At 31.5% G+C, this 24,230-nt stretch carries 22 protein-coding genes; 7 read left to right on the top strand and 15 right to left on the bottom strand.

The window, feature by feature from the left end:
- Positions 1-29 precede the first annotated feature (29 nt).
- From H0I29_RS02530 to H0I29_RS02510, 5 genes are all read right to left on the bottom strand, one after another.
- The gene (locus tag H0I29_RS02530) at positions 30-914 is read right to left on the bottom strand and encodes a sterol desaturase family protein (RefSeq protein ID WP_218754304.1); all 885 of its coding nucleotides are present in this window, start codon (positions 912-914) and stop codon (positions 30-32) included.
- On the bottom strand, positions 915-1,730 hold the full coding sequence (locus H0I29_RS02525; RefSeq protein WP_218754303.1) for a purine-nucleoside phosphorylase: 816 nt from the start codon (positions 1,728-1,730) through the stop codon (positions 915-917). It abuts the gene before it with no gap.
- 71 nt (positions 1,731-1,801) lie between these two features.
- On the bottom strand, positions 1,802-2,419 hold the full coding sequence (locus tag H0I29_RS02520) for a TIGR04282 family arsenosugar biosynthesis glycosyltransferase (RefSeq protein WP_218754302.1): 618 nt from the start codon (positions 2,417-2,419) through the stop codon (positions 1,802-1,804).
- A 139-nt stretch (positions 2,420-2,558) separates the two neighbouring features.
- Positions 2,559-3,044: a rhodanese-like domain-containing protein gene (locus tag H0I29_RS02515; RefSeq protein ID WP_218754301.1), complete on the bottom strand. Its 486-nt coding sequence runs from the start codon at positions 3,042-3,044 to the stop codon at positions 2,559-2,561.
- Positions 3,045-3,222: 178 nt separating this feature from the next.
- On the bottom strand, positions 3,223-3,933 hold the full coding sequence (locus H0I29_RS02510) for a DUF547 domain-containing protein (RefSeq protein WP_218754300.1): 711 nt from the start codon (positions 3,931-3,933) through the stop codon (positions 3,223-3,225).
- A gap of 457 nt (positions 3,934-4,390) precedes the next feature.
- Between H0I29_RS02510 and fabD the strand changes: the two genes are divergently transcribed.
- Positions 4,391-5,278: an ACP S-malonyltransferase gene (gene fabD, locus H0I29_RS02505; protein WP_218754299.1), complete on the top strand. Its 888-nt coding sequence runs from the start codon at positions 4,391-4,393 to the stop codon at positions 5,276-5,278.
- 215 nt (positions 5,279-5,493) lie between these two features.
- Here the strand turns inward: fabD and H0I29_RS02500 are convergent, their stop codons facing one another.
- The 7 genes from H0I29_RS02500 to H0I29_RS02470 all read right to left on the bottom strand — a co-directional run bounded on the left by H0I29_RS02500 (position 5,494) and on the right by H0I29_RS02470 (position 14,069).
- Positions 5,494-5,946, bottom strand: a complete 453-nt coding sequence (locus H0I29_RS02500) for a hypothetical protein (RefSeq protein WP_218754298.1) — start codon at positions 5,944-5,946, stop codon at positions 5,494-5,496.
- 254 nt (positions 5,947-6,200) lie between these two features.
- Complete coding sequence (locus H0I29_RS02495) at positions 6,201-9,035, bottom strand: pitrilysin family protein (RefSeq protein WP_218754297.1); 2,835 nt, start codon at positions 9,033-9,035, stop codon at positions 6,201-6,203.
- A gap of 113 nt (positions 9,036-9,148) precedes the next feature.
- Complete coding sequence (locus H0I29_RS02490; protein WP_218731254.1) at positions 9,149-9,343, bottom strand: hypothetical protein; 195 nt, start codon at positions 9,341-9,343, stop codon at positions 9,149-9,151.
- Between the two features lie 464 nt (positions 9,344-9,807).
- The gene (locus H0I29_RS02485; RefSeq protein WP_218754296.1) at positions 9,808-10,479 is read right to left on the bottom strand and encodes a YiiX/YebB-like N1pC/P60 family cysteine hydrolase; all 672 of its coding nucleotides are present in this window, start codon (positions 10,477-10,479) and stop codon (positions 9,808-9,810) included.
- A gap of 145 nt (positions 10,480-10,624) precedes the next feature.
- Positions 10,625-11,560: a TIGR01212 family radical SAM protein gene (locus H0I29_RS02480; RefSeq protein WP_218754295.1), complete on the bottom strand. Its 936-nt coding sequence runs from the start codon at positions 11,558-11,560 to the stop codon at positions 10,625-10,627.
- A gap of 229 nt (positions 11,561-11,789) precedes the next feature.
- Positions 11,790-12,800, bottom strand: coding sequence for a UDP-glucose 4-epimerase GalE (galE, locus tag H0I29_RS02475; RefSeq protein WP_218754294.1), 1,011 nt, complete (start codon positions 12,798-12,800; stop codon positions 11,790-11,792).
- A 105-nt stretch (positions 12,801-12,905) separates the two neighbouring features.
- The gene (locus tag H0I29_RS02470; protein ID WP_218731250.1) at positions 12,906-14,069 is read right to left on the bottom strand and encodes a DegT/DnrJ/EryC1/StrS aminotransferase family protein; all 1,164 of its coding nucleotides are present in this window, start codon (positions 14,067-14,069) and stop codon (positions 12,906-12,908) included.
- 98 nt (positions 14,070-14,167) lie between these two features.
- Between H0I29_RS02470 and H0I29_RS02465 the strand changes: the two genes are divergently transcribed.
- Entirely contained in the window at positions 14,168-16,552 is a 2,385-nt protein-coding gene (locus tag H0I29_RS02465; RefSeq protein ID WP_218754293.1) for a penicillin acylase family protein, read from the top strand.
- A gap of 187 nt (positions 16,553-16,739) precedes the next feature.
- On the opposite strand, the gene H0I29_RS02460 is transcribed toward H0I29_RS02465, so the two are convergent.
- The 3 genes from H0I29_RS02460 to H0I29_RS02450 are packed head-to-tail and all read right to left on the bottom strand — an operon-like array spanning position 16,740 to position 18,856.
- Positions 16,740-17,426 (bottom strand): RluA family pseudouridine synthase, encoded by a 687-nt coding sequence (locus H0I29_RS02460; RefSeq protein WP_218754292.1) that lies wholly within the window; start codon positions 17,424-17,426, stop codon positions 16,740-16,742.
- A gap of 6 nt (positions 17,427-17,432) precedes the next feature.
- Positions 17,433-18,044, bottom strand: coding sequence for a ribosome biogenesis GTP-binding protein YihA/YsxC (gene yihA / locus H0I29_RS02455; protein WP_208890089.1), 612 nt, complete (start codon positions 18,042-18,044; stop codon positions 17,433-17,435).
- Between the two features lie 47 nt (positions 18,045-18,091).
- The gene (locus H0I29_RS02450) at positions 18,092-18,856 is read right to left on the bottom strand and encodes an alpha/beta fold hydrolase (protein ID WP_218754291.1); all 765 of its coding nucleotides are present in this window, start codon (positions 18,854-18,856) and stop codon (positions 18,092-18,094) included.
- 201 nt (positions 18,857-19,057) lie between these two features.
- Between H0I29_RS02450 and mraZ the strand changes: the two genes are divergently transcribed.
- Genes mraZ through H0I29_RS02425 form a run of 5 tightly spaced genes read left to right on the top strand, consistent with a single transcriptional unit; the run spans position 19,058 to position 24,228 of the window.
- Positions 19,058-19,525 (top strand): division/cell wall cluster transcriptional repressor MraZ, encoded by a 468-nt coding sequence (mraZ, locus tag H0I29_RS02445; RefSeq protein WP_166386584.1) that lies wholly within the window; start codon positions 19,058-19,060, stop codon positions 19,523-19,525.
- Complete coding sequence (rsmH, locus tag H0I29_RS02440; RefSeq protein WP_218754290.1) at positions 19,512-20,411, top strand: 16S rRNA (cytosine(1402)-N(4))-methyltransferase RsmH; 900 nt, start codon at positions 19,512-19,514, stop codon at positions 20,409-20,411. The genes mraZ and rsmH overlap by 14 nt, the downstream gene beginning before the upstream one ends.
- Position 20,412: 1 nt before the next feature.
- Positions 20,413-20,739 carry an FtsL-like putative cell division protein gene (locus H0I29_RS02435; protein ID WP_218731246.1) on the top strand — a complete coding sequence of 109 codons (327 nt, stop codon included), beginning with the start codon at positions 20,413-20,415 and terminating at the stop codon, positions 20,737-20,739.
- 59 nt (positions 20,740-20,798) lie between these two features.
- The gene (locus H0I29_RS02430; protein ID WP_218755179.1) at positions 20,799-22,760 is read left to right on the top strand and encodes a penicillin-binding protein; all 1,962 of its coding nucleotides are present in this window, start codon (positions 20,799-20,801) and stop codon (positions 22,758-22,760) included.
- Between the two features lies 1 nt (position 22,761).
- Positions 22,762-24,228: a UDP-N-acetylmuramoyl-L-alanyl-D-glutamate--2,6-diaminopimelate ligase gene (locus H0I29_RS02425; RefSeq protein WP_218755178.1), complete on the top strand. Its 1,467-nt coding sequence runs from the start codon at positions 22,762-22,764 to the stop codon at positions 24,226-24,228.
- Positions 24,229-24,230: the final 2 nt, after the last annotated feature.

Raw genomic sequence — 24,230 nt, 5'->3', positions numbered from 1 at the left:
TTTAAAAAGTGATAAAGATACAAAAAGAGTTACTTTTTTACTATGGGATATAGTTCTTGTTCTATGAAGTTTTTAGGAAATTCTTCATCACCTTCAAAACCTAATTCGATATCTCTACCAGAATATGGAATGTAGTTTGTTTTAAAAATATAATCCCAAACACTTAATGTAATTCCGAAGTTTACACCATTTTTTCTGTCCTCAGGCAATTCTTTAACATGATGCCAAATATGCATTTTCGGATTGTTTAAAATGTATTTTAACCAACCGTAATCCCAATTAATGTTTGCGTGGTTTAAATGCCCAATAAAAATATTAAAAAAGTGAACTATAGCTACGTCTTGTGCAGAAAATCCACCAATAATTGCTAACGGAATGTATTTTAAAGAACTGTAAACTACAGGTTCCATCCAGTGGTAACGTAGATGTGCGGCAAAGCCCATTTCTTTTACTGAGTGATGCACTTTGTGGAAATTCCAAAGAAACTCGAATGTGTGTAATAATCTATGTGTCCACCATTGTACAAAATCAACGACAATGAAAAAGATAAAAATACGTGCAAAAAATGGTAGGTTATTAATTTCTAATAATTGAAAATTTGCAATTGATAAACCCACAATTCCTAAAATATCATTAAACAATTCTGCTGCCGAATTAGATAAGGCAATAAGGACAATTAAATTCAAAATAAAGAAATTGAAAAACATGTAAAAAGTGTCTAACCAAAAGTCTTTTCTAAATAATGATTGGTTTTTGCGCCAAGGAAAAATAGCTTCTAATCCCCAAACTACTAAAGAAATAATAATTAATCCGTAGAAATAGTTTTCCCAATTGAGGTCCATTAAAACAGATTGTTTTACGTAATTCCAATAATCGGAATAGGAGTTTTTTATAATGTCTAAGTATTTGTTCATTTACAATACTTTAATTACTTCTTTAAACAGCGTAATCATTTTAGGTTCTGTTTTACCTGCAATGGCAATAATTTCTGAAATATCTACAGGTTGTAAGTTTTTAGGATCACATTCATCCGTTAATACAGAAATGGCTGCGCAAGGTAAGTTGAGTTGTTTTGCAACAATAACTTCTGGTACAGTACTCATACCAACGGCATCAGTTTCTAAAATTTGCAACATTCTATATTCTGCCCTAGTTTCTAATTGAGGACCTAAAACACTTGTATAAACACCTTCGTGTAATAATATATCTTGCTCTTTGGCAACTGCAATAATTTTAGTATTTATTTCTTTAGAATACGGTTCTAACATATCTGCAAAAATATTTCCAAAAGTATTGGCTCCTTTAAAAGCTAAAGGAGAACTTCCTTGTAAATTAATATGATCGTTTATCAGCATTAAATCTCCTTTTTTATAAGTAAGATTAATGGCTCCTGCGGCATTAGAAACTAATAAGTTTTTAATACCCAAACCGTGCATCGTTCTAATTCCGTAAGTAACTTCCCAAGCATTATAACCTTCGTATAAATGAAAACGTCCAGCCATTACAAGTACCATTTTTCCAGACAATTCTCCGTAAATTAATTTACCAGAATGAAACTCTACAGTTGCTACCGGAAAATTGGGAATATCTGAATATGAAATTTCTTTTTCTATTGAAATTTCGTCTACTAACTTTCCTAATCCTGTTCCTAAAACAATGCCGATTTCTGGGTTTGTAATTCCGTTTGATTTTAAAAAATCGATGGTTTCTTGTAATTGCTGTTTTTTCATCTTGTTTTCTGGTCTAACGCAGTCGAGACCTAAATTACATTCTCTCTCCACTGAACTTGAGAGAAAACTTGTTATTGTAAAAATTGTACAAATGCAGGATGATGCTCGATGTCTTCAAAAACATCAACGTCATTTAATTCCTCTAACAAAAATACTGCTTTATCTTGTAAATCTGTTAATGTATCTTTTCTAACTGAAGCCGTTCCCCAGTCTTTATTTTTAAAGATGTTTTCTTGTAAAGCATTCATACCTAAAAGATAATAACCGCCGTCTTCTGCAGGTCCTAAAACCACATCATTTGTGTCTAGTTTTTTGAATGCGTTTTCTATGTTTTTTGATGTTAAATCATACAAATCACTACCAATAATCATAACTTTTTTATAACCCGCATCAAAACTATTTTTAAAAGCGTTTAACATTCTAATGCCCAAGTCTTCTCCAACTTGTTGGTGTTTTTGATAGCTTTTTGCATCCCAAATATCGTTTTCTCTAATTTTTACTGAATAATAAACGGCTTTATCGGATGTTACTTCAGAGGAAATATTACGTGTTTTTTCTAATAAAAATTTATAGATTTCTAAAGCTTTTTCATCACCAACTGTTTTAGCTAAACGTGTTTTTGCTTTGCCTAACTCCGGGTTTCTGGTAAAGATTAATAATAAATTTTTACTATTTATTTTATTTTCCATTAATGTATCAAGTTTTCACCACATGGAAAGCATAGAGATTATAGACTATGTTTTAATGCGGTAAGATTTTTTTTAATATATTTTTATTTTAAGCACAAGAGTGATCTCTGAAAACTAGAACTGTTTACTGAAAAATTTTTTAATAAACTTTCTCTCCTTTTGTAAGCCATTTGCTCCATTCTTTATTATAGGTGTGGACTTTTTCTGTCGTATTCCCTAAGGTATCCATTACTTGAAAACCGTTATTTTTCCACTCAAAAATTCCTCCGTACAAATTGTAAACATTTGTATAGCCTTTTTCTATAATTCGATGTGAAATAATTTCTGAACGGACACCAACAGAACAATACACCACAATTTTTGCATCTCTATTTTTAGGTAATTTATCTACTGTTTCGCTGATGTTAAAATGATCAAAACCAACAAGTATCGCATTTTTTAAATGACTGACATTGTATTCCTTTGGCTCCCTAGCGTCTAAAAGAAAAGATTTTGTAGTTGCTAATGTATCTACAGAAATATAAGGAACATTGTTCTTGTTGAATTTGTTCAACAACTTATCTAACTTCTTTTGTGCAGATAGCGTTGATGTTATCAGTAGAAAAAGAATTAAAAATTTCTTCATTATATATTTATTTGTTCCTTTGGTAGACGTTATTTTAATTTAACTTCGATAACTATTTTTTTTAGAATAGAGAAAGAACTTGTTTCCAAGTTCTTTGTTGTGTTTTACGATTCTTTCAAATTCTATTTAAGGTGCAACATCATAATCTTTTTTGATGTTTATTTGAAAAATAAAAATACTACTTTCCGTTTAACGACCAATCATATTTTAGATAACTAATTTTTGCTTTTGGGCTAATTTTAGTTTCTGAATATTTATTTAAAAAATCGATAATTGTACCTTTTTTGATAAAATCTTCTTTAAACCAATCGAAAATAGAAGATATTTGAATGTTGTTTTCTGTAATTTTATTTCTTGAAGTATCGTTTACAAAAACTTTCATTAAATGCGTTAATTCTGCTTCTATATTTTTTTCTGTAAATGCTTTGTTTCCTAATTTAGGACAAGAACCAGAAGCACAATTTACACCAACATGTATTTTGGGGTCCGAGAATTTTTTTCTTAAAATGGTATGTTCTATATGATCTAAAGTATAGGTTTTTCCACCAACTTTAGCAAACGGTATTTTCCAAGCAATAAGTCCATTTTCTTTGATGTCTGTAATACTTTTTAAAGGATAATTGTCTAAAATAAGTTTAAGAGTATAGGCGTTATAGGCGTTTATCCAAAATGCTTTTTGTTTGTTTTTTGACCATGAATTATCTGGAGTTGTTTTTTCTAAATAAGAAATATAACTATTTAATTCTGATGGATTTTGTTTCAGTGATTTGTAATCTACAACTCCGTCTTTGGTTACGTTATTTTGTAACAAATTATGAAATATTGCTGTTTGCGCATTTGTATTTGATAATGCAAAAAGAGTGACGATTACTATAAGTATTTTTTTCATTGTTTTTTGTTTTCTAATTATATAGACGAAATTTTTTTAAGTTGATTACAATAATAGCTGATAATTTAGTTATTTGATATTATTTTTACAAGTAGTTCTTTTAGTACATTAAAAATATAAATATTTATAGATTAATAACTACAAAACTACCTAATTCATAAACCTCAAAGTTTTTAAAACTTTTGAGGTTTTGCAATATAAAATGGTTTAATTTTTTTGATATCTGCTCATTGAATGAGTTTCTTGAAAATTTTACTAAAGATAAAGCTATTTGCTATTTTAGGATTACAAATAGTTGGCAAACAAGTTTAGCCCCGATTGCAGCAATTGTTTGAGCTCTTTTTTATTCTTTTTCGGAATAAAAAAAGCGAGTGCGGAAAGCGGGATTAGCTTCCAATAAAAATGATTATTTTTGCCAATAATAAAAAGAATAAATAGTTATAAAAACACATATTTTATGAAAGCATATATTTTTCCGGGTCAAGGAGCGCAATTTACAGGAATGGGATTGGATTTATACGAAAAGTCTGCATTAGCGCAAGAATACTTTGAAAAAGCAAACAAGATTTTAGGCTTCTCGATAACAGATATTATGTTTGAAGGAACGGCGGAACAGTTGAAAGAAACGAAAGTTACGCAGCCGGCAATCTTTTTACACTCGGTAATTTTAGCGAAAGTTTTAGGTGATTCTTTTCAGCCAGAAATGGTTGCGGGACACTCTTTGGGAGAATTATCTGCTTTAGTAGCAAACGGCGTTTTAACTTTTGAAGATGGTTTAAAATTAGTTTCTAAACGTGCTTTGGCAATGCAAAAAGCATGTGAAGCTGCACCAAGTACCATGGCGGCAGTTTTAGGATTGGAAGACAATGTAGTAGAAGAAACTTGTGCAGAAATTGATGGAGTAGTGGTGGCTGCAAATTACAATTGCCCAGGACAGTTAGTGATTTCTGGAGAAGTTGCTGCAGTAGAAAAAGCTTGTGAGGTTTTAACGGAAAAAGGAGCAAGAAGAGCGTTGTTACTACCTGTTGGTGGTGCGTTTCACTCGCCAATGATGGAGCCTGCAAGAGCAGAATTAGCAGCTGCAATTGAAGCAACTGTATTTAGCGAGCCTACTTGTGCAGTATACCAAAACGTAGTTGCCAAAGCAGTTACGAGTCCGGATGAAATTAAAGAAAACTTAATTGCTCAATTAACGGCTCCTGTAAAATGGACGCAATGTGTGCAAGCAATGATTGCTGATGGTGGAACTGAATTTATTGAGGTTGGACCAGGTAAAGTGTTACAAGGTTTAATGCGTAAAATTGATAGATCTGTTGCTGCTTCTGGCGCTGCATTGGCTGAATAGATTTTAATGAAATATTTTATATAAAAAAAACGAACTTATGAGAGTTCGTTTTTTTTGTGGCCGAATTTTCGGTTTCGTTAACGTTGTTGTATAAGAATAGTTGCGGGTTTGTATGCGAGGATTTTCCGAAGGAAAATCAGACGTTACAAACACGCAACGACCTTTGATTAAGCACGAAACCGCAATTATTTTTATACGGTGTTGGCAAATCGTTTTTATTCCACAAGTATTTTATAAATTCCAGTTTGACTGTTCAATTCAAATTCTGAATCTGTTAAATTAATTTCATTATATTCTGTGTAACTGCAACAATCTTCTATTCTTTCTGCGTCAACGTAAAAATTAAAAATATGATTATCAGATATGTCGATTTTTAGATTTACAATTTCAGTTGCCCAACCAATTGAACCGATTTGAATCAAATTAATATTATTTTCAGATATAAACGAAAATTCAATAGATTCATTATTATTCAAATTGTCAGTTATAGTAATTTCATTAGAGTCAAACGTTCCGTTTGTAAATAAATTTTCTCCACTTTCTTTGTCGACAATCTCAAATTGAAAAGCTTGTGGTGGTGTAAAGCATAGTTGATTACATTCATCATCATCTTTACAACCTTGGAATATTATTGTGAATAGAATAAGTAGTAAATTAATTTTTTTCATTTGTATTTAGTTTTTTTATGTTAGATGCGATTTCTCTCGAAAGGTTGCGTTCAAATGTTTGCCAACTCTAATGATATGAAATCGTTTCAATGTTTTATATCAGAAGTTAACGAAGTTAGCTTTTTAGAAGGATAGAAACAAACTAAATTAGTTTTTAATGTATTTTTTTAAAGTTAAGTATTGTAATAAAAAAACATAAAAAAAGCCCCAATTTCAATTTTGAAATTGGGGCTTTTCTATAAAAATATTTAAATCTAATTCTTGATTTTCTCAGCTCTTTTGTTCAATAAAATTGGATCTCCATAACCCAATTCTTTCATTCTTTCTAGTTGAGTTTCTGCATCACCAACAACAAGCCAAATCATTTTAGTAGGACTCACATATTTGTTAGCTAACTCTGTAATTTGTTCTTTGGTCATGTTGTTAACCGTGTTTTCTTGGCCTTTTACATAATCTGCACTCCAGCCATAGTCACTAATATTAGACAACATATTTAGTTTTGCTCTAGAAGTTTCAAAAGCTCTTGCGTTACTTTTAATTAAGAAGCTTTTTGTAGTTTCTAAATCTTTGTCAGAAAAAGTAGTTGGGTATTCTTCTAAAATTTGCTTTACCAATTGAGCCGATTCTAAAGTAACATTAGAACGTACACTACTAGAAATGGTAAAAGCACCTTTTGCTTTTGTACCAGAAAATCCAGAACGAACTCCGTACGTATATCCTTTTCCTTCACGTAATTCTTGTGTTAAACGAGAAGCAAAACCACCGCCACCTAAAATATAATTCATCACAGAAGCTGCGTAAAAATCTTTATCCGTTGCAGCCAAAGCTGGAGCACCAAATTGTAAAACAGATTGTTTTGCATTCGGAATATCATAAAAATAAACAGCAGGACTTGTTGGTGTGTCTGGTGTTTTATAAGTTGGGATGGTAACTTCTTTAGCTTTCCAATTAGTATTTAAAGTTGTTAAAGAAGCAATTACTTTTTCTTTAGAAATATCACCTACAACCAACATTTTAGCTACAGAAGGAGAAATGTAATTATTGTAATAAGCTTTTAAATCTTCTATAGAAATTGTTTCTACGGATGTTGTTGTTCCTAAAATATTTTTAGAACGGATGTTTTCTTTTCCGTAAATTAACTCGTTATAAGCATTTCTTGCTACAGAATTAGGGCTTGCTTCTTGCTGACGTAAATTAGCAATGGTTGCTTTTTTTAGTAAATCGAATTCATTTTCATCGAACCTTGGTTCTAATAAAATTTCTTGTGCTAAAGCTAATGTTTTATCATAGTTTTTTGCTAAAGTTGTTCCGCTTAAAGTTATGTTTTCAACATCTGAATACACATAAATAGAAGCGCCTAATTCTTGAATAGCTTCTTCTAATTCTTTTACACTTTTGTTTTTGGTTCCTTTATTTAATAAATCTGCAGTTAAGTTAGCAACCCCTAATTTATCCATAGATTCTAATAATTGGCCACCATCAATTGTAATGTTGAATTGTACTAAAGGCACTTCGTCATTTTCGATTCCAAAGATTTTTAAACCATTTTCTAAACTACTTTCATATACTTCAGGAACTGCTAAAGACGGAGCTTCGCCATAAGGAGGTTCTACGCTTCTGTCAAAAGAAGAAGGTGTTTTTTCGTAAGTTGCTGCAATTTTAGGATCGAATTTTTCTTCTGCACCTATTACAATTTTTTCTTCAACAACATCAGCTAAAATAGCGCCTTGTAACGCTAATTCTACAGAGTTTTTAGGAACAAAACTTGTAGCAACATAATTTTTGTTTTTGATGTATTTGTTATAAACACGCATTACATCTTCTGTTGTTACTGATAAGGTGTTTTTAATATCTTTTGTTACAAACCCAGGATTTCCTGTATAGGTGTTATAAGAAGCTAGACCAGTTCCTTTACCTAAAACGCTAGACAAACTACTGTAAAAACGTGTTTCTTGTCCGGCTTTAATTCTGTTTAAATCTTTTTCTGAAATTCCTTCTGCTTCAAATTTTGCAAATGCTTTTTCAATTCCTGCTTTTACATCGTCTAGCTTTACGTTGTTAAAAGCTCTAATAGAAATTTGTGTTTCTCCGGCTAATTCAGCATTTCTGTTAAACATACCTGTTCTAGAAGTCAACTTTAAATCGTCAATTAAAACTTGATTAAAAGGAGCCGATTTTCCGTCTGTTAAATATTGAGACAAAACATCTAAAGCATAAGAATCTGGGTGGTATTGTTCTACCGTTGGCCAAACCATTGTTAATTGCGGAACTCTAGCAAAATTATCTTCGTAATATAAAGACTTTATTTGGTCTACTTTTCCTGGTCTTTTTTCAAGTGTAGGAATTTCATCACCTTTAGGGATTTCATCAAAATATTTATGAACCCATTTAGTAGCTTGTTCAATATCAATATCACCAGACAATACTAAAGTTGCATTGTTTGGTACGTACCATTTTTTAAAAAATGTTTTTACATCATTTAAAGTTGCGTTTTGTAAATCTTCTAAAGAACCAATTACTTGCCAGTTATAAGGGTGGTCTTTTGGGTATAAGTTTTTACCTATTACATATTGGTTATGTCCGTATGGTCTATTATCGTAACTCTGTCTTTTTTCATTTTTAACAACTTGTTTTTCTTTTGCTAAAACAGGATCTGTAACCGTGTTTATAAAATAACCTAATTTATCGGCTTCTGCCCAAATCATTTTTTCTAAACCATCTTTTGGTACCGTTTGTAAGTAGTTTGTACGGTCTCTAGATGTAGATCCATTTGCACCAGAACCTCCAATTCTTGCACTCATTTTGTCTAATCCACCTTTTCCTAAATTTTCTGATTCTAAGAATAGTAAATGTTCAAATAAATGTGCAAAACCTGTTCTACCTTCCACTTCTCTTGCAGAACCAACATGCACCATTAGTTCTACTGCCACAACTGGGTCTGATTTATCTACATGAAAAATAACATCTAAGCCGTTTTTTAGTTCAATTTTTTCATAATTGATGCTCAGTTCTGGTGTTTTTTCCTCGGATGATTTTTTACAACTTAATAAGCAAGTTGTTGCTAAGAATACAAGTAATATTTTTTTCATTTTGGTTGATTTTTAAGCTTTTAAAAATACTATTATTTATTGATGGGTATGTTTTTGTGTTGTTAAATATAATGCAAAAAAAAATCCTAAACTTTAGTTTAGGATTTTGATTATTATTTTGATAAAAGACAGTCTTCACAATCTTTAATTTCACCGTAATATGTTTCTCTATATTTATGTACAGTTTCTATAGGTATAATATTAAATAGTGTTTTTTTAATGTAAGTTACATTGGTGTGTAATTTTCCCATTTTGGGCGTAAATCGTTTTTCTAAGCGTGTTTTTCTTTTAATTTTAATCAGTTTCATGTTTTCTAGTATCATTAATAAATCGGCTACAAAGTTATCGGGAATTGAAAGGGCAGTCTATTTATAACTGTTAAAATCCGACAAAAGGGTGAAGAAACATGAATATGTAAAACATTACAAGAAGGTTTTATGGATATGATATTCTAAGGGTGATATAATTATCATATAAAAACATTAAAAAGCAGAAAACTGATTGAAAAGCTTGATAATTACTTGTAATTAATGGTTTTTGTTTCTTGTTTGGGTGAATTATGAACGGTTTCTGTAAGTGTGCTAAAACTTAGCTATAAATTATTTGTCAAAAAATCAATCGGATTTAGTTAGAGGTTTTTTCTCTACTCTTGTTTTTTTTATGATCCTACTTCATAAAAGAGGGGATTGGTGTACCGATTAAATACTCTAAACCTATAAATTAAGCAGCAAATACTAACGTAGTTAATTGTTTACAGATAATAAGTTACGCGTTATTCATTCTCATAATCATGTACAAATGTGATGAAAGGACTGCTAGCCATTAAGTTTGGATTTGTTCCTTCAATTCCTTCAGGAATTGGCTGATTGCGTGTTTCGTAGTACTTTACCCAACTAGGCATTGGGTTTCCTGTGCTGTCGTTAAATGTCATTGGATGCGTAAGAAAAGGAATAGAATCTTTAGGCAAGTCTTGAGATGAAAACATTTTATAAACTAATTCGGAACAATAATAAGAATTATCATCCCATAAAAAAATCTCATCATAAGGTGTATTTATTCTTTCAATACCATAGGCTATCGCCTTAGAAATATAAGGTTGGTAATAGCTATCTAGCCTTGCAACTGTGGTTTGAGATTTGTTGAGTTTATTTTTATTTCTATTCAGGAACTTTTGCAATGGAGTTTGACGAATACCTTTTTTTGGAATCGCTTCTACTACAAACCATTCTTTATTTTTTTGCATTGCTATACCAACATGCGAATAATTTTTAGAAACTGGAGTTGCCGTTACGTCTTTAATAGCATTGTCTATTTCACCTGTTCCCGTATTTTGAAATAGTAGATCTCCTTGTTGCAATTCAAATTTATTCTTTTGATTACTGCAACTGAATAAAATTAAAGAGAGTATAAGAAAAGGGTAAGTCTGATTTAATATTTTATTCATGATTTTTTATTGTTAAATTTATGAATAGCAAAATTACAACGAACTAAATAGATCTAGAATTATTTGAGATTTTTATTTTAAAATTAACCAAACCAAGTATGTTTCCTCTATTTTTTAAACTAAGGTTTACAACTTGTTTGATATTCTAAATCTCCGTATAATTCTTCCCTTGCCAAATATTTTCTATCTCCAGTTGTTTGTCAATTTGGGCAACCATTTCAAAGTTTTTAAGTCCGTTCCATTTTGGCGCAATTAGTAAATCTATTGGTGCTTGACTGATAAAACGCTCTATAACTATGTTTGGTCTTAATAAAGTAACAAATTTGGTTATAAAGTCAATATAGCTTTCTGGTGTAAAAAGATTAAAATCTTCCGGGTTTCGTTTATATTGAGAGGCCATGATAGATTGCTTTACAATCTGTAAATGGTGCAGTTTTAAAGTGTCTATAGGTAGTTTAGAAACTTCAATAGCATGGTTGAGTAAATCTTCTTCTGTTTCTCCAGGTAAACCGATAATTAAATGAGCGCCCAAATGAAAACCCTTGTTTTTACATTTATTAAAAGTAGCAATACTATCATCATAAGAATGACATCTGTTTACTTTTTCTAAAGTTTTGTTCGAAGTGCTTTCTACTCCGAATTCTAGAGAAATAAAATATTTTTTTGATAAAAAGGATAAGTAATCTATCACTTCATCAGAAATACAATCGGGTCTTGTTCCGATAACTAAGCCAATTACATTGGGAACATTTAACGCGTCCTCATACATTATCTTTAAAGATTCAAAATCTGAGTAGGTGTTTGTATAAGCCTGAAAATAGGCTAAATATTTTTGCGTTTTGTATTTGGTAGAAAATCGAGAAATACCTTCTTCCAATTGTTGTTTTACACTTTTGTTAGGTTTACAATAATCTGGGTTAAAGGTATTGTTGTTGCAATAGGTACAACCTCCATAACCTTTAGAACCATCTCTATTCGGACAAGAGAAGCCAATGTCTAAAGATATTTTTTGAACCCTTTCTCCGAAGTTAAGTTTTATAAAGGAGGAGTAATCTAAATAGCGTTTCCCTGAAATTTTCATGAAAAGTAAGTTTGATAAATTATAGCATTAATCTATTGAACATTTTAGTTTCTATATGAGTTCTCTGTACGATTTTTTATAAAAATCACTCGAACTGATATTTCTAAATTTAATTACATTAGGTAAAACCTATGTATGTTTAGGTTTTTTAATTCGCTGTTAAAAAGAACAGAAGTATTCTAAAGCAAAAAAAAACTCCAATCGGTAAAGATTGGAGTTTTTAAGAATTTTATTTTTGAGCTAATTGCCATTTCCAAGAAGACGCTAATGCTTCTTCTAAAGTTTTTTCTGTTTTCCAGTTCAACTCTTTGTTTGCAATAGTGGTGTCTGCAAAAGCAGCAGTAATATCACCTTCTCTTCTAGGAACAATTTTATAATTCAAAGGTTTTCCAGAAGCTTTTTCAAAAGCTTTAATTACTTCTAAAACAGAACTACCTGTTCCTGTACCCACGTTAAAGTACTCAAAAGCCTTTTTATTGTTCTTTTTAATCAAACGCTGTAATGCAGCAATGTGTGCTTTTGCTAAATCTACTACGTGAATATAATCACGAACAGCTGTTCCGTCTACGGTATCATAATCATCACCAAAAACCGACAATTCATCACGCATACCGGCAGCGGTTTGTGTAATATAAGGTATTAAGTTTTGAGGAACACCTAAAGGTAATTCTCCAATTTTAATAGATGTATGCGCTCCAATTGGATTAAAATATCTTAAAGCAATAATATTTAAACCATGTGCTCTACTCGCATCACTTAAAATTTCTTCGCCAATTTGCTTGGTGTTTCCGTAAGTAGATTCTGCTGCTTTTACAGGTGCATTTTCTGTAATTGGCAATTCATCTGCTTGTCCGTAAACTGTACAAGAAGAAGAGAAAATAAAGTTATCTAACTTTCTGTCTCTCATTTCTTGTAATAAATATACTAAAGAACCTAAGTTGTTTTCGTAGTAATCTAAAGGTTTGTGCATGCTTTCTCCAACCGCTTTAAAAGCAGCAAAGTGAATAATACCGTCTACTTTGTTGTTTTCGAAAAAGCTTTTTACATCACTTTTAATTCTTAAATCGATTTGATGAAAATCTGGCTTAATACCTGTTATAGATGTAATGTTGTCTAATACACCAATAGATGTGTTCGATAAATCATCGATAATTACTACTTCAAAACCTTCGTTTTGTAATTCTACAACGGTGTGAGAACCAATAAATCCTAATCCTCCTGTAACTAATATTCTTTTCATTCTGTTTTATTTATGCATTATTAAGAGGAATTATAATGCAGTAATATGTTTGGTTATTATAAGATAACAATGTTGTTTTTCCTCTAAATAACAATGCTGTCCTTTTTAGTTTACAAAATCTAAAATAGTCTTTGTAATAAACTCTAATTGTTCTTTGTCTAGCTCTGTGTGCATTGGTAAAGAAATTACTGTTTTTATCAATTCATTAGTAACAGGAAAATCACTTTCGTTGTAACGAGTATCAGCGTAAGCTTTTTGAGAATGTAAAGCTACTGGATAGTATATCGCATTCGGAATTCCGCTGTCTAACAAATGTTTGTGCAATGCATCTCTTTTTCCGTTTGTAATTTGTAACGTATATTGATGAAAAACGTGACAGTCACACGTGTCGCAAATATCTTTACAACTTTGTGTTGCGTTCGACTTTGTTACAGGTGTAATAATATGTTCTGAAACTGATAATGCTTTGTTGTAAAAACGAGCAGCATTTCTTCTTGCTTCACAATAAGTATCCAAAAGTGGTAATTTTGCTTTTAAAACTCCAGCTTGTATAGAATCTAAACGAGAATTTACACCTACTACATCATGGTAATAACGTGTGTACATTCCGTGATTTACAATACCTCTAATGGTATGAGCTAATGCGTCATCATTTGTGAAAATTGCACCACCATCTCCGTAACAACCTAAGTTTTTAGATGGGAAAAAAGAAGTTGTACCTACGTTTCCAATAGTACCTGCTTTCTTTTTTGTTCCGTCTTTAAATGTATAATCTGCTCCAATTGCTTGTGCATTGTCTTCAATTACAAAAAGATTGTGCTCTTTTGCAATTTCCATTACAGCATCCATATTTGCTACTTGTCCGAATAAATGAACAGGTACTATGGCTTTTGTTTTTGGAGTAATCGCTCTTTTTAAAGCTTCAATATCTATGTTGTACGTTTCTGCATCTACATCCACTAAAACAGGAGTCAGTTTTAACAATGCAATTACTTCTACAGTTGCTGCAAAAGTAAAATCGGCAGTTATTACTTCATCACCTTGTTCTAAACCTAGTCCCATCATTGCTATTTGCAATGCGTCTGTTCCGTTTGCGCAAGGAATTACGTGCTTTACACCTAGATATTTCTCTAAATCTGCTTGGAATTCATGAACTAAAGGTCCATTTATGTATGCTGAAGTATCTAAAACTTGTTCTATAGAAGAATTTACAGCTTCTTTTATTTGTTGATATTGACCTTGTAGGTCAACCATTTGAATTTTTTTCATATAAAAAATTTTGCTCATCAAAAATACGAACTTACTTTCATTTTCTTTGTAGTTATCCGTAAATAATAATTCTGTTATCTTTGAAAAAAATCAATTTTATGAAGTTTTTAGGGCGTTTTTTTAAAATTCTGTTAATTCTTGTAGTCTTGCTAGTGGTTTCTGTTTGGTTGTACTCTAGAACATATCATCCAAAATATTCTGGGGAGTTAGAATTGAAAAATATTTCTAAAGAAGTAACGGTTTATTTTGATGATATTGGTGTGCCTCATATCAATGCTCAAAATCAAGAAGATGCTTATGTTGCCTTAGGGTATGTGCATGCACAAGAAAGATTGTGGCAAATGGAATTAATGCGAAGAATTGCGTCAGGAAGATTGTCTGAAATTTTTGAAAAGGACTTGGTGAGTGTAGATCAATTTTTTGGAGGATTAGGAATTGAGGAAGCTGCAGAGGTAACTATTGCTAGTTTAGATAAAACGACTCAATCTTATATTTTAACCCAGTCTTATTTAGATGGAATTAATCAATATATAGAAGAAGGAAAAACACCTTTAGAATTTACGTTGGTAGGAGTGGAGAAAGAGAAGTATACGATGAAAGATATTTATAATGTTTTTGGTTATATGTCTTTTAGTTTTGCTGTTGCTCATAAAACAGATCCTTTATTAACTGAAATTAAAGAAAAACTTGGGAATTCTTATTTAAATGAATTATTGAGTATTAATAATGAGTATTTAACAATTAACAGAACAAGTATTCCAACTAAAGTTGAAGCAACATTTTCTAAATCAGTAGCTGCTATTATGGATGATTTACCAGTTTCTCCTTTTATAGGTAGTAATTCTTGGATTTTAGGTCCAGAAAAAACGAAGAATGGAAAAGTGATTTTTGAAAACGACCCACACATTGGATTTTCTCAACCTTCAGTTTGGTATCAAAACCATATAAAAACACCAGATTTCGAAATTTATGGATTCAATATTGCCTTAATGCCATTTCCTTTATTAGGGCATAATAGAAAATATGCCTATGGTTTAACTATGTTGGCAAATGATGATTTAAACTTTTATGTAGAAGAAAATAATCCTGCGGATGCAGCAGAATACAAAACGGTAGATGGTTATAAAAAATATGAGTTTAGAGACAAAACCATTCGTATAAAGAATGAAGAGGATACTACTTTTCAAGTTAAAGTAAGTAAGCACGGACCTATAATGAATAATTTAATAACACATATTATAGATGATAGGCCTATTGCTATGAATTGGGTGTACACGCAATTGCCTAATGAAATGTTAGATGTTTCTTATAAAATGTCTCATGCAAACTCTATGACAGATTTTAAAAGTGGAGTTGCTAGAATTCACGCACCAGGATTGAATGTAATGTATGGTGATGCAAAAGATAATATTGCTTGGTTTTCTTCGGCAAGATTGTACCAGCTAAGAGATAGTTTGTCTTCTAAGACTTATTTAAATGGGGCTTCAGGAAATGATGAGATTTTAGAATTTTTACCTTTTAAAGAAAATCCGAAAGCTATAAACCCAAGTTGGAATTATGTGTATTCTGCCAATAATCAAGTTGATTCTGTAAGAGGAAAATTGTATCCTGGTTATTATCAGCCGCAGGATAGGGCTAAAAGAATTGTAGAATTATTAGATAAAAAGAATGATTTTACAAAAGAAGATGTTGCAAATATGACTTATGATGTTAAATCGTCTACAGTGCCTAATATTATTAGTGATTTGTTAAAAAGTGTAAATAAATCTGATTTGTCTGCATCGGAAAGAAAAGCATTTTCTGTTCTTGAAAATTGGGATGGTAACTATTTAAAAACAGCTGTCGGTCCAACAATTTACAATCGTTTTTTATACGAGTTTTTAAGTGCGACCTATAAAGATGAATTGGGTGATAGTTTCGAGTTATTTATCAATTCGCAATTGCAGGATGAAGTATTGCCAAATCAACTAAATAGAGAGCATTCTGTTTGGTGGGATAATATTTCTACGAAAGATAAAGTTGAAGTGAAAAGTGATATCATACAGGCGTCTTTTAAAAGTGCTTTTTCATTTTTAGAAAATCAGTTAGGTGAAAATGTAGAAAATTGGACTTGGAACAGAGTGATCTCTGTAGAGTATGAGCATGCTATAGGTAAAGCCGGTGGTTTGTTGCGTAAACTGTTTAACTTAGGTCCTTATGAAACTATTGGTGGAAATGAAGTGATAAATAATCAGATTTTTAAACTAGATAGTACTGGATATTATAAGGTAACTGCCGGACCATCTACAAGAAGGGTTATCGATTTTTCTGATATAGAAAATAGCTTAGCAATTATTCCTACAGGGCAATCTGGTAATGTGTTTAGTAGGTATTATAAAAATCAAACTAAAAAGTATTTACAAGGGAAGTTTGTAAAAATGAAATTGAATCAAACTGAAATTGAACAGAGTAAAAATGTATTGATTTTTAAGCCGATGGAATAGTTTTCTGTTCTTCATTATCTAAAAAAAATCGAAGAAGAAAATAAAATACATAGTTTTGTTATTTCGAACTTTTGGGAGAAATCCCTTAAGATTAGGTAGGTGTTATCATTGCTATGAGATTTCTCTTATCGTCGAAATGACAATTGGAGTTGAAAATAACATCTAGGGGTATTTTAAGAAATAAAAATTACAAACAAGCGTTCCAAATAACCTCTTTTGGAGTTGGTGCAGTAACGGTAACTTGTTCTTTGGTTACTGGGTGTATAAATTGAATTTTGCGAGCATGTAAATGAATACTTCCATCTTTGTTACTTCTATCAAACCCGTATTTTAAATCTCCTTTAATAGGGCTACCAATATTAGATAATTGCGATCTAATTTGGTGGTGTCTTCCCGTTTCTAAATCAACTTCTATTAAAGAATAGTTATCTAGTTTTTTAATCACTGTATAATGAAGAATTGCTTTTTTACTTCCGTCAATTTCTTTGGCGTAAGCTGTAGATTTATTATTCTTCGGATTCTTTTTTAAGAAATTAATTAAAGTGTCTTTTTCTTTTTTCGGACGGTTCTTTACTACTGCCCAATACGTTTTATTGATCGTTTTTTCTCGTAACATCTTATTAAGACGTTCTAGAGATTTAGACGTTTTAGCAAAAATAATAATACCAGAAGTGGGTCTGTCTAATCTATGTACAACACCTAAATATACGTTTCCGGGTTTGTTGTACTTGTCTTTAATGTATTCTTTTACAACATCACTTAAAGGTTTGTCTCCTGTTTTATCACCTTGTGTAATATCGCCTGCGCGTTTATTTACAATGATAATGTGGTTGTCTTCAAATAAAATTTGTAAATTTTCTTTAGTAGAATGCATTTTTGATTATTTAAAATCTTTAGCAACATCTTCATTCACTCCATCAATAAAATCTAAAAACTCTTCTCTACCAAGTCCGGTTGAAGAAGATGTAATAAAAGATTTAGGAAGCGTTTCCCAAGTGTTTAACAATTTCTTTTTATAAGAAGTAATTTGTTTGTTCAGTTTAGAGCTTCCTAATTTGTCTGCTTTCGTAAAAGCAATGCAAAACGGAATTTGGTTTTCGCCTAAAAACTTCATGAACTCTAAATCAATTTTTTGAGGATCATGTCTAGAATCGATTAAAACAAAAGTACATACTAATTGCTCTCTTTCTTTGAAGTAGTTCTCTATAAAAAACTGAAAAATAGTTCTTTTCTTTTTAGATACTTTAGCGTAACCGTAACCAGGTAAATCTACTAAAAACCACTCATCATTTATTTTAAAATGATTAATAAGTTGTGTTTTACCAGGTTTTCCAGAGATTTTTGCTAAATCTTTACGCTCCATCAACATGTTAATTAATGAAGATTTACCAACGTTAGAACGTCCAATAAAAGCATATTCTGGCATTCTTTCCTGTGGAGCCTTCGTAACATTACTGTTGCTCATTACAAAATCTGCAGATCTAATTTTCATTATATAGTATAAGGTTCTTTAATTTTTATAATATTTCTCTGCGAGAATTATATGTTTCTAGAAGTAAGCCAAGTATGAAGAATTGTATTAAATTCTTCTGGTTTTTCCATCATTGCTGCATGTCCACATTTATCAATCCAGAATAAGTCTGAGTTCGATAAAAGTTTATGAAAGTCTTCGGCTGCTTCAGGTGGTGTAACACCGTCTTGTTTTCCCCAAATTAAACATGTTGGATGTTTCATGTCGGGTAAATCATTCGCCATATTATGTCTTATGGCACTTTTGGCAATAGATAACGTTTTTAAAGCTTTCATTCTGTCATTAACAGTACTGTAAACATCGTCTACTAATTCTTTCGTTGCAATTGCAGGGTCGTAAAAAACTTCTCTAGCTTTTTGCTCTATATATTCATAGTTTCCTCTTTTAGGAAAACTATCTCCCATCGCTTTTTCATACATTCCAGAACTTCCTGTAAGTACAAGCGCACTTACTTTTTCTGGATAGTGTTTTGTAAAATACAACGCTATGTGTCCTCCTAAAGAATTTCCTAAAAGAATGGCGTGATCTATATTTTTATGTTCTAAAAATTCTTTTAAAAACTTCGCTAAGTTTTTAACATTCGTTTTTATAAGGGGTAATGAGTATAAAGGTAATTCAGGTATTAAAACCTTGTATCCGTTATTGGAAAAATGATCAAATGTGGAGTCAAAATTACTTAAAGCACCCATTAATCCGTGTAAAATAATGATTGCAGGTCCTTTTCCAGCTTCTGCATATGTAAATTTCCCTTCCTCTGTTAACTTATCAGTCATTAATTTTTAATTGGCTTAGAAGCAAATGTAATTCTTTTTTGCGAAATAAATATCGTTTTCGTAAACGACTATTTTTAAAATAAAATAGATTCTAACTGCAATGAATTGTTAATAAAAGCGTTATTTATTAACAAAGTGGTAAAATGTGGTAAAAAGTGGTAAAATTTACATATTTTTGACTTCAATTAATATATTTTAAGAGTGATAAACCTAATCGGTACATATGAGTGTAAATCAGATGCTAAGGGGAGATTGATGTTTTCATCAGCCTTTAAAAAGCAACTGGATTCTGTGTTACAAGATGGTTTTGTGGTGAAAAGAGCTGTTTTTCAACCGTGTTTAGAGTTGTATCCAATGAAAGAGTGGAACTTGATGATGGAAAAAATCAACAAACTTAACAGGTTTAATAAAAAGAATAATGATTTTATTAGAAGATTTACAGCAGGAGTAAAGATGGTAGAATTAGATGCTAGTGGTAGAATTTTAATTCCGAAAGACTTATTTGAGTTTGCGGGTATTAAAAAACAAGTAGTAATGTCTTCTTCAGTGAATATCATTGAAATTTGGGATAAAGAGAAGTATGAAAAAGCCATTGATGATGCAGCAGATGATTTTGCTGATTTGGCTGAAGAGGTAATGGGAAATACAGAATTAGATGAATTATCATAATCCAGTTTTATTGGAAGAGAGTGTAGATGCGTTAGCTATTAAAGAAGACGGTGTTTATGTAGATGTTACGTTTGGTGGCGGAGGTCATTCAAGAGAAATTTTGAAAAGATTGGGTGCTAACGGAAGGTTGTTTGGTTTTGATCAAGATCCAGATGCTTTAGATAATGTTATTGATGATGAGCGTTTTACTTTGATTCCTGAGAATTTTAGATTTATCTCGAGGTTTTTAAGGTTTCATGGTGTTCGAAAAGTAGATGGTGTTTTAGCAGATTTAGGTGTTTCTTCTCATCAGTTTGATGAGGCGGAAAGAGGTTTTTCTACGCGTTTTGATGGTGATTTAGATATGAGGATGAATCAAAAATCTAAAACATCGGCTAAAGAAATTGTGAACACGTATTCTGAAGAGAAATTAGCGGAAATATTGTTTTTATATGGTGAGTTGAGAAATTCTAGAAATATAGCAAAAACAATTGTAGAGAAAAGGCAAGAAGAAAAAATTGATACTAGTTTTCAGTTAAGGCAAGTGTTGCAAAAGTATTTGCCAAAAGCAAAAGAACATAAGATAATTGCACAGATTTTTCAGGCGATTCGAATAGAGGTAAATGAGGAGCTAGATGTTTTAAAAGAGTTTTTAGAACAAATGCCGAATTTATTAAAAGAAGATGGTCGTTTAAGTGTAATCTCATATCATTCTTTAGAAGATAGGTTGGTTAAAAGGTTTATAAGAACTGGTTTGTTTAAAGGTGAATTGGAGAAAGATGTGTTTGGTAGGAGTAACGAGCCAATGCAAAAAGTTGGTAAGTTGATTGTGCCTACGGCGGAAGAAGTGAAGCTTAATAATAGGGCTCGTAGTGCTAAGTTAAGAATAGCAACTTTAAGAAAATAGGATGTCTAAAGTTAAAAAAGGGGTCTACGATTTTCTGAGAGGAAGTTTTCTTACAGATGATGCGGCTTTTAAAAATTGGCGAATCATCATTTTTGTGGTTGCATTGTTGTTAATTATGATAACAAGTGCGCACAAAGCGGAGCGAAAAGTTATTCAGATATCAAAGTTGAATAAAGAGAAAAGAGAGTTAAGAGCAGTGTATGTGGATACTGGTACTATTTTAATGAGAATGAAAATGGAGTCGAGTATCAGAGAAAAAGCAAAGGTTAGAGGTTTAGAGCCTTTAAAATCCCCACCAAAGAAAATAAAAGTAACCATAAAAGATTAATAAAATTGGCAACTCAGAAAAAAAGCATACTTACCAAATTCTACATAGTAGCTGCTTTTATGACGCTATTTTTGTTGCTTGTGGTGTTTCGTATTTTTTCCATTCAATATTCAGAGGGTGATAAGTATAGAAAGTTGTCTACAGAATTAACAATTAGACAAGATACTATTTACGCTAATAAAGGAAATGTCTATGCGGCAGATGGTAATTTGTTGGCTACTTCTATGTCTAAATTTACAATTAGAATGGATGTGGTGGCTGTGGATAGTGAAGTTTTTGAGAAAAACTTTGTAGCATTGTCTAAAGCGCTTTCTGGAATGTTTGGCAAAACGCCTTACTATTATCAGAATAAATTAAGAACTGCAAAAAAGAGAAGAAATAGGTATTTGTTAATCGCTAGAAATGTAGGGTATACAGATTACTTAAAGGTTAAAGAGTTTCCGATTTTTAAAAAAGGTGTTTATAGCGGTGGTTTTATAGCAGAGCATAAAACGGTAAGAGCGCATCCTATTGGTAAAATTGCAGAACGTACTATTGGGTATGATGATTTTAGAGGTGAAGCAGGAATAGAAGGTGCGTTTGCAGATTATATGCAGGGGCAAAATGGATTAAGGTGGAAGCAGAAAATTGCTAAAAACCAATGGAAACCTATAAATGATGTAAATGAAAAAGAGCCTGTTGATGGACATGATATTATAACCACAATAGATGTTAATATTCAGGATATTACCCATCATGCTTTGTTGGATAAGTTAGAGTATTTTGAGGCCGAACATGGTTGCGCAGTGGTTATGGAGACTGCTACAGGTGAGATTAAAGCAATTTCTAACTTAGGAAGAACTTCTAGAGGGACTTATTTTGAGAAAAGAAATTATGCAGTTTGGGAGAGTCATGAGCCTGGTTCTACTTTTAAGTTGGCGAGTATGATGATTGCTTTAGATGATAAGGTTGTAGATACGTCTACGGTTGTAGATACAGAAAAAGGTAGAATTTATGTAAATCGAAGAAAGGTAGAAGATTCTCATCACGGTGGTTATGGTAAGATTTCTGTTGGTCGAATTTTAGAGGTTTCTTCTAATGTTGGTGTGGTAAAAGTGATTCAGAAATATTATGATAAAAATCCTCAGAGATTTTATGATAAAATAGCTGAATATGGTTTTACAGAGCCAATTGGTTTTCAGATAAAAGGAGAAGGGAAGCCTTATATACCAAATCCAAAAGATAAAGAATGGAGTAAGGTTTCATTAGAATGGATGTCTTGGGGATATGGTATTTCTATAACACCAATGCAAACGTTAATGTTTTATAATGCTATTGCAAACAATGGTGTAATGGTAAAACCAAGATTTGTAAAAGAATTAAGAAAGGAAGATAAGGTTGAAAAGGTTTTTGAAACTGAGGTTTTAAATCCAAAAATAGCTTCTGATGAAACATTAAGTAAGTTGAAAAAAGTGTTGGAAAACGTAGTGGAAAAAGGTACGGGTAGAGGTATTTATTCTCCTAATTTTTCTATGGCGGGTAAAACAGGTACTGCTAAAAAATACATTCCTAGAACTAAAAACAGTAAAGGTGAATGGGAAGGCGGTTTTTATTCAAGTAAACGTTATGTAGCTTCTTTTGCTGGTTTTTTTCCTGCGGATAACCCAAAATACTCTTGTATTGTAGTTATTCATGATCCAAAGAAAAAGAAAGGATATTATGGGGCAACAGTTGCAGGGCCTGTTTTTAAGGAAATTGCGCAGAAGATTTATACAACAACTCCTATAGATAATCAGTCTGTAGATGATAAAATAGAATTTGCAGCTATAGATAAACAGTATTTAGATTTTGATAAAAAATCAAATGTAGAGTATCAAGAGATTCCGGATGTTAGAGGGATGTCTGGTATGGATGCTTTGGCTTTGTTAGAGAATATCGGATTAAAAGTACAGTTTACTGGTGTTGGTAAAGTGAAGTCTCAATCACTAAAAAAAGGAGAAAAATTAATAAAAGGACGAACCATTATTTTAAAACTTTCATAAACTGAAGAATTTAAAAGACATATTATATCAGGTTGCTATTGATCAAGTATTTGGAAGTACAGATATTGAGGTAAACGCTGTTGTTTTCGATTCTAGAAAAATTGAAAAGAATGACGTTTTTATTGCCCAAAAAGGAGTCTCAGTAGATGGGCATTTATATATTGAGAAAGCAATTAGTTTAGGTGCAGTTGCAATTATTTGTGAAGATTTTCCTGCGGATAAAAAAACGGGAATTACTTATATTGAAGTTGCAGATGCTAATGTTGCTTTGGCGATAATGGCGTCTAATTTCTATGAAAATCCGTCAAAAAAGATGCCGTTAGTAGGTGTTACCGGTACAAATGGTAAAACTACGATAGCATCACTTTTGTATCAATTGTTTAAAAAAGCAGGTTATAAAGTAGGTTTGCTTTCAACAGTGAAAATTTTAGTTGATGATGTTGAGTTTAAGGCAACACATACAACTCCAGATTCTGTTACCATCAATAGTTATTTAGATAAAATGATTGATGCAGGTGTGGATTATTGTTTTATGGAGGTGAGTTCTCATGGAATTCATCAGAAAAGAACAGAGGGATTAACATTTGCTGGTGGAATTTTTACCAACCTATCTCATGATCATTTAGACTATCATAAAACATTTTCAGAATACAGAGATGTAAAGAAAGTATTTTTTGATTCGTTGCCTAAGTCAGCATTTGCGCTTACTAATATCGATGATAAAAATGGCGACTTTATGTTGCAAAATACAAAAGCTAAGAAAGTAACTTATGCTTTAAAAACATTAGCAGATTATAGAGCTAAGATTTTAGAAAAGCAATTTTCTGGAACACTCTTAAAAATAAACGAAACAGAAGTTTGGACCAAGCTTATTGGTCAGTTTAACGCATCTAACTTGTTGGCAATTTTTGCAACAGCAGAATTATTGGGATTAGAAAAGTTAGAAATTTTAACAATTATCAGTCAGTTAGAAAATGTAAGTGGTCGTTTCGAGTATGTTATTTCAAGTGATGGAGTTACGGCAATTGTAGATTATGCACATACGCCAGATGCTTTAAAAAACGTGTTAGAAACGATTAATAATATTAGAAACGGTAATGAAAAACTGATAACAGTAGTTGGTTGTGGTGGTGATAGAGATGTTACGAAAAGACCAAAAATGGCACATATTGCTTCTCAGTTAAGTAGTCAAGCGATTTTTACATCAGACAATCCTAGAACAGAAAATGCACAGACTATTTTAGATGAAATGGAAGTTGGTGTTGCAGCTGAGAACTATAAAAAAACATTGTCAATTTTAGACAGAAGACAAGCAATTAAAACTGCTTGCAAATTCTCTGAAACAGGAGATATTATTTTAATAGCAGGAAAAGGACATGAAAATTATCAAGAAATTAATGGAGTGAGAGCTCATTTTGATGATTTAGAAGAAGTAAAGAACTGTTTCAATCAATTAAAAAATAATTAAGA

It is taken from the genome of Polaribacter sp. R2A056_3_33, from assembly GCF_019278485.1.
Taxonomy (GTDB): domain Bacteria; phylum Bacteroidota; class Bacteroidia; order Flavobacteriales; family Flavobacteriaceae; genus Polaribacter.
The sequence above is the reverse complement of the archived record's forward strand: the minus strand, read 5'-3'. Positions and strand labels throughout refer to the sequence as shown.

Bases quoted from the DNA above. Each gene is read 5' to 3' on its own strand.
- H0I29_RS02530 (WP_218754304.1), bottom strand. From the start codon at position 914: ATGAACAAATACTTAGACATTATAAAAAACTCCTATTCCGATTATTGG.
- H0I29_RS02525 (WP_218754303.1), bottom strand. From the start codon at position 1,730: ATGAAAAAACAGCAATTACAAGAAACCATCGATTTTTTAAAATCAAAC.
- H0I29_RS02520 (WP_218754302.1), bottom strand. From the start codon at position 2,419: ATGGAAAATAAAATAAATAGTAAAAATTTATTATTAATCTTTACCAGA.
- H0I29_RS02515 (WP_218754301.1), bottom strand. From the start codon at position 3,044: ATGAAGAAATTTTTAATTCTTTTTCTACTGATAACATCAACGCTATCT.
- H0I29_RS02510 (WP_218754300.1), bottom strand. From the start codon at position 3,933: ATGAAAAAAATACTTATAGTAATCGTCACTCTTTTTGCATTATCAAAT.
- fabD (WP_218754299.1), top strand. From the start codon at position 4,391: ATGAAAGCATATATTTTTCCGGGTCAAGGAGCGCAATTTACAGGAATG.
- H0I29_RS02500 (WP_218754298.1), bottom strand. From the start codon at position 5,946: ATGAAAAAAATTAATTTACTACTTATTCTATTCACAATAATATTCCAA.
- H0I29_RS02495 (WP_218754297.1), bottom strand. From the start codon at position 9,035: ATGAAAAAAATATTACTTGTATTCTTAGCAACAACTTGCTTATTAAGT.
- H0I29_RS02490 (WP_218731254.1), bottom strand. From the start codon at position 9,343: ATGAAACTGATTAAAATTAAAAGAAAAACACGCTTAGAAAAACGATTT.
- H0I29_RS02485 (WP_218754296.1), bottom strand. From the start codon at position 10,479: ATGAATAAAATATTAAATCAGACTTACCCTTTTCTTATACTCTCTTTA.
- H0I29_RS02480 (WP_218754295.1), bottom strand. From the start codon at position 11,560: ATGAAAATTTCAGGGAAACGCTATTTAGATTACTCCTCCTTTATAAAA.
- galE (WP_218754294.1), bottom strand. From the start codon at position 12,800: ATGAAAAGAATATTAGTTACAGGAGGATTAGGATTTATTGGTTCTCAC.
- H0I29_RS02470 (WP_218731250.1), bottom strand. From the start codon at position 14,069: ATGAAAAAAATTCAAATGGTTGACCTACAAGGTCAATATCAACAAATA.
- H0I29_RS02465 (WP_218754293.1), top strand. From the start codon at position 14,168: ATGAAGTTTTTAGGGCGTTTTTTTAAAATTCTGTTAATTCTTGTAGTC.
- H0I29_RS02460 (WP_218754292.1), bottom strand. From the start codon at position 17,426: ATGCATTCTACTAAAGAAAATTTACAAATTTTATTTGAAGACAACCAC.
- yihA (WP_208890089.1), bottom strand. From the start codon at position 18,044: ATGAAAATTAGATCTGCAGATTTTGTAATGAGCAACAGTAATGTTACG.
- H0I29_RS02450 (WP_218754291.1), bottom strand. From the start codon at position 18,856: ATGACTGATAAGTTAACAGAGGAAGGGAAATTTACATATGCAGAAGCT.
- rsmH (WP_218754290.1), top strand. From the start codon at position 19,512: ATGAATTATCATAATCCAGTTTTATTGGAAGAGAGTGTAGATGCGTTA.
- H0I29_RS02435 (WP_218731246.1), top strand. From the start codon at position 20,413: ATGTCTAAAGTTAAAAAAGGGGTCTACGATTTTCTGAGAGGAAGTTTT.
- H0I29_RS02430 (WP_218755179.1), top strand. From the start codon at position 20,799: ATGACGCTATTTTTGTTGCTTGTGGTGTTTCGTATTTTTTCCATTCAA.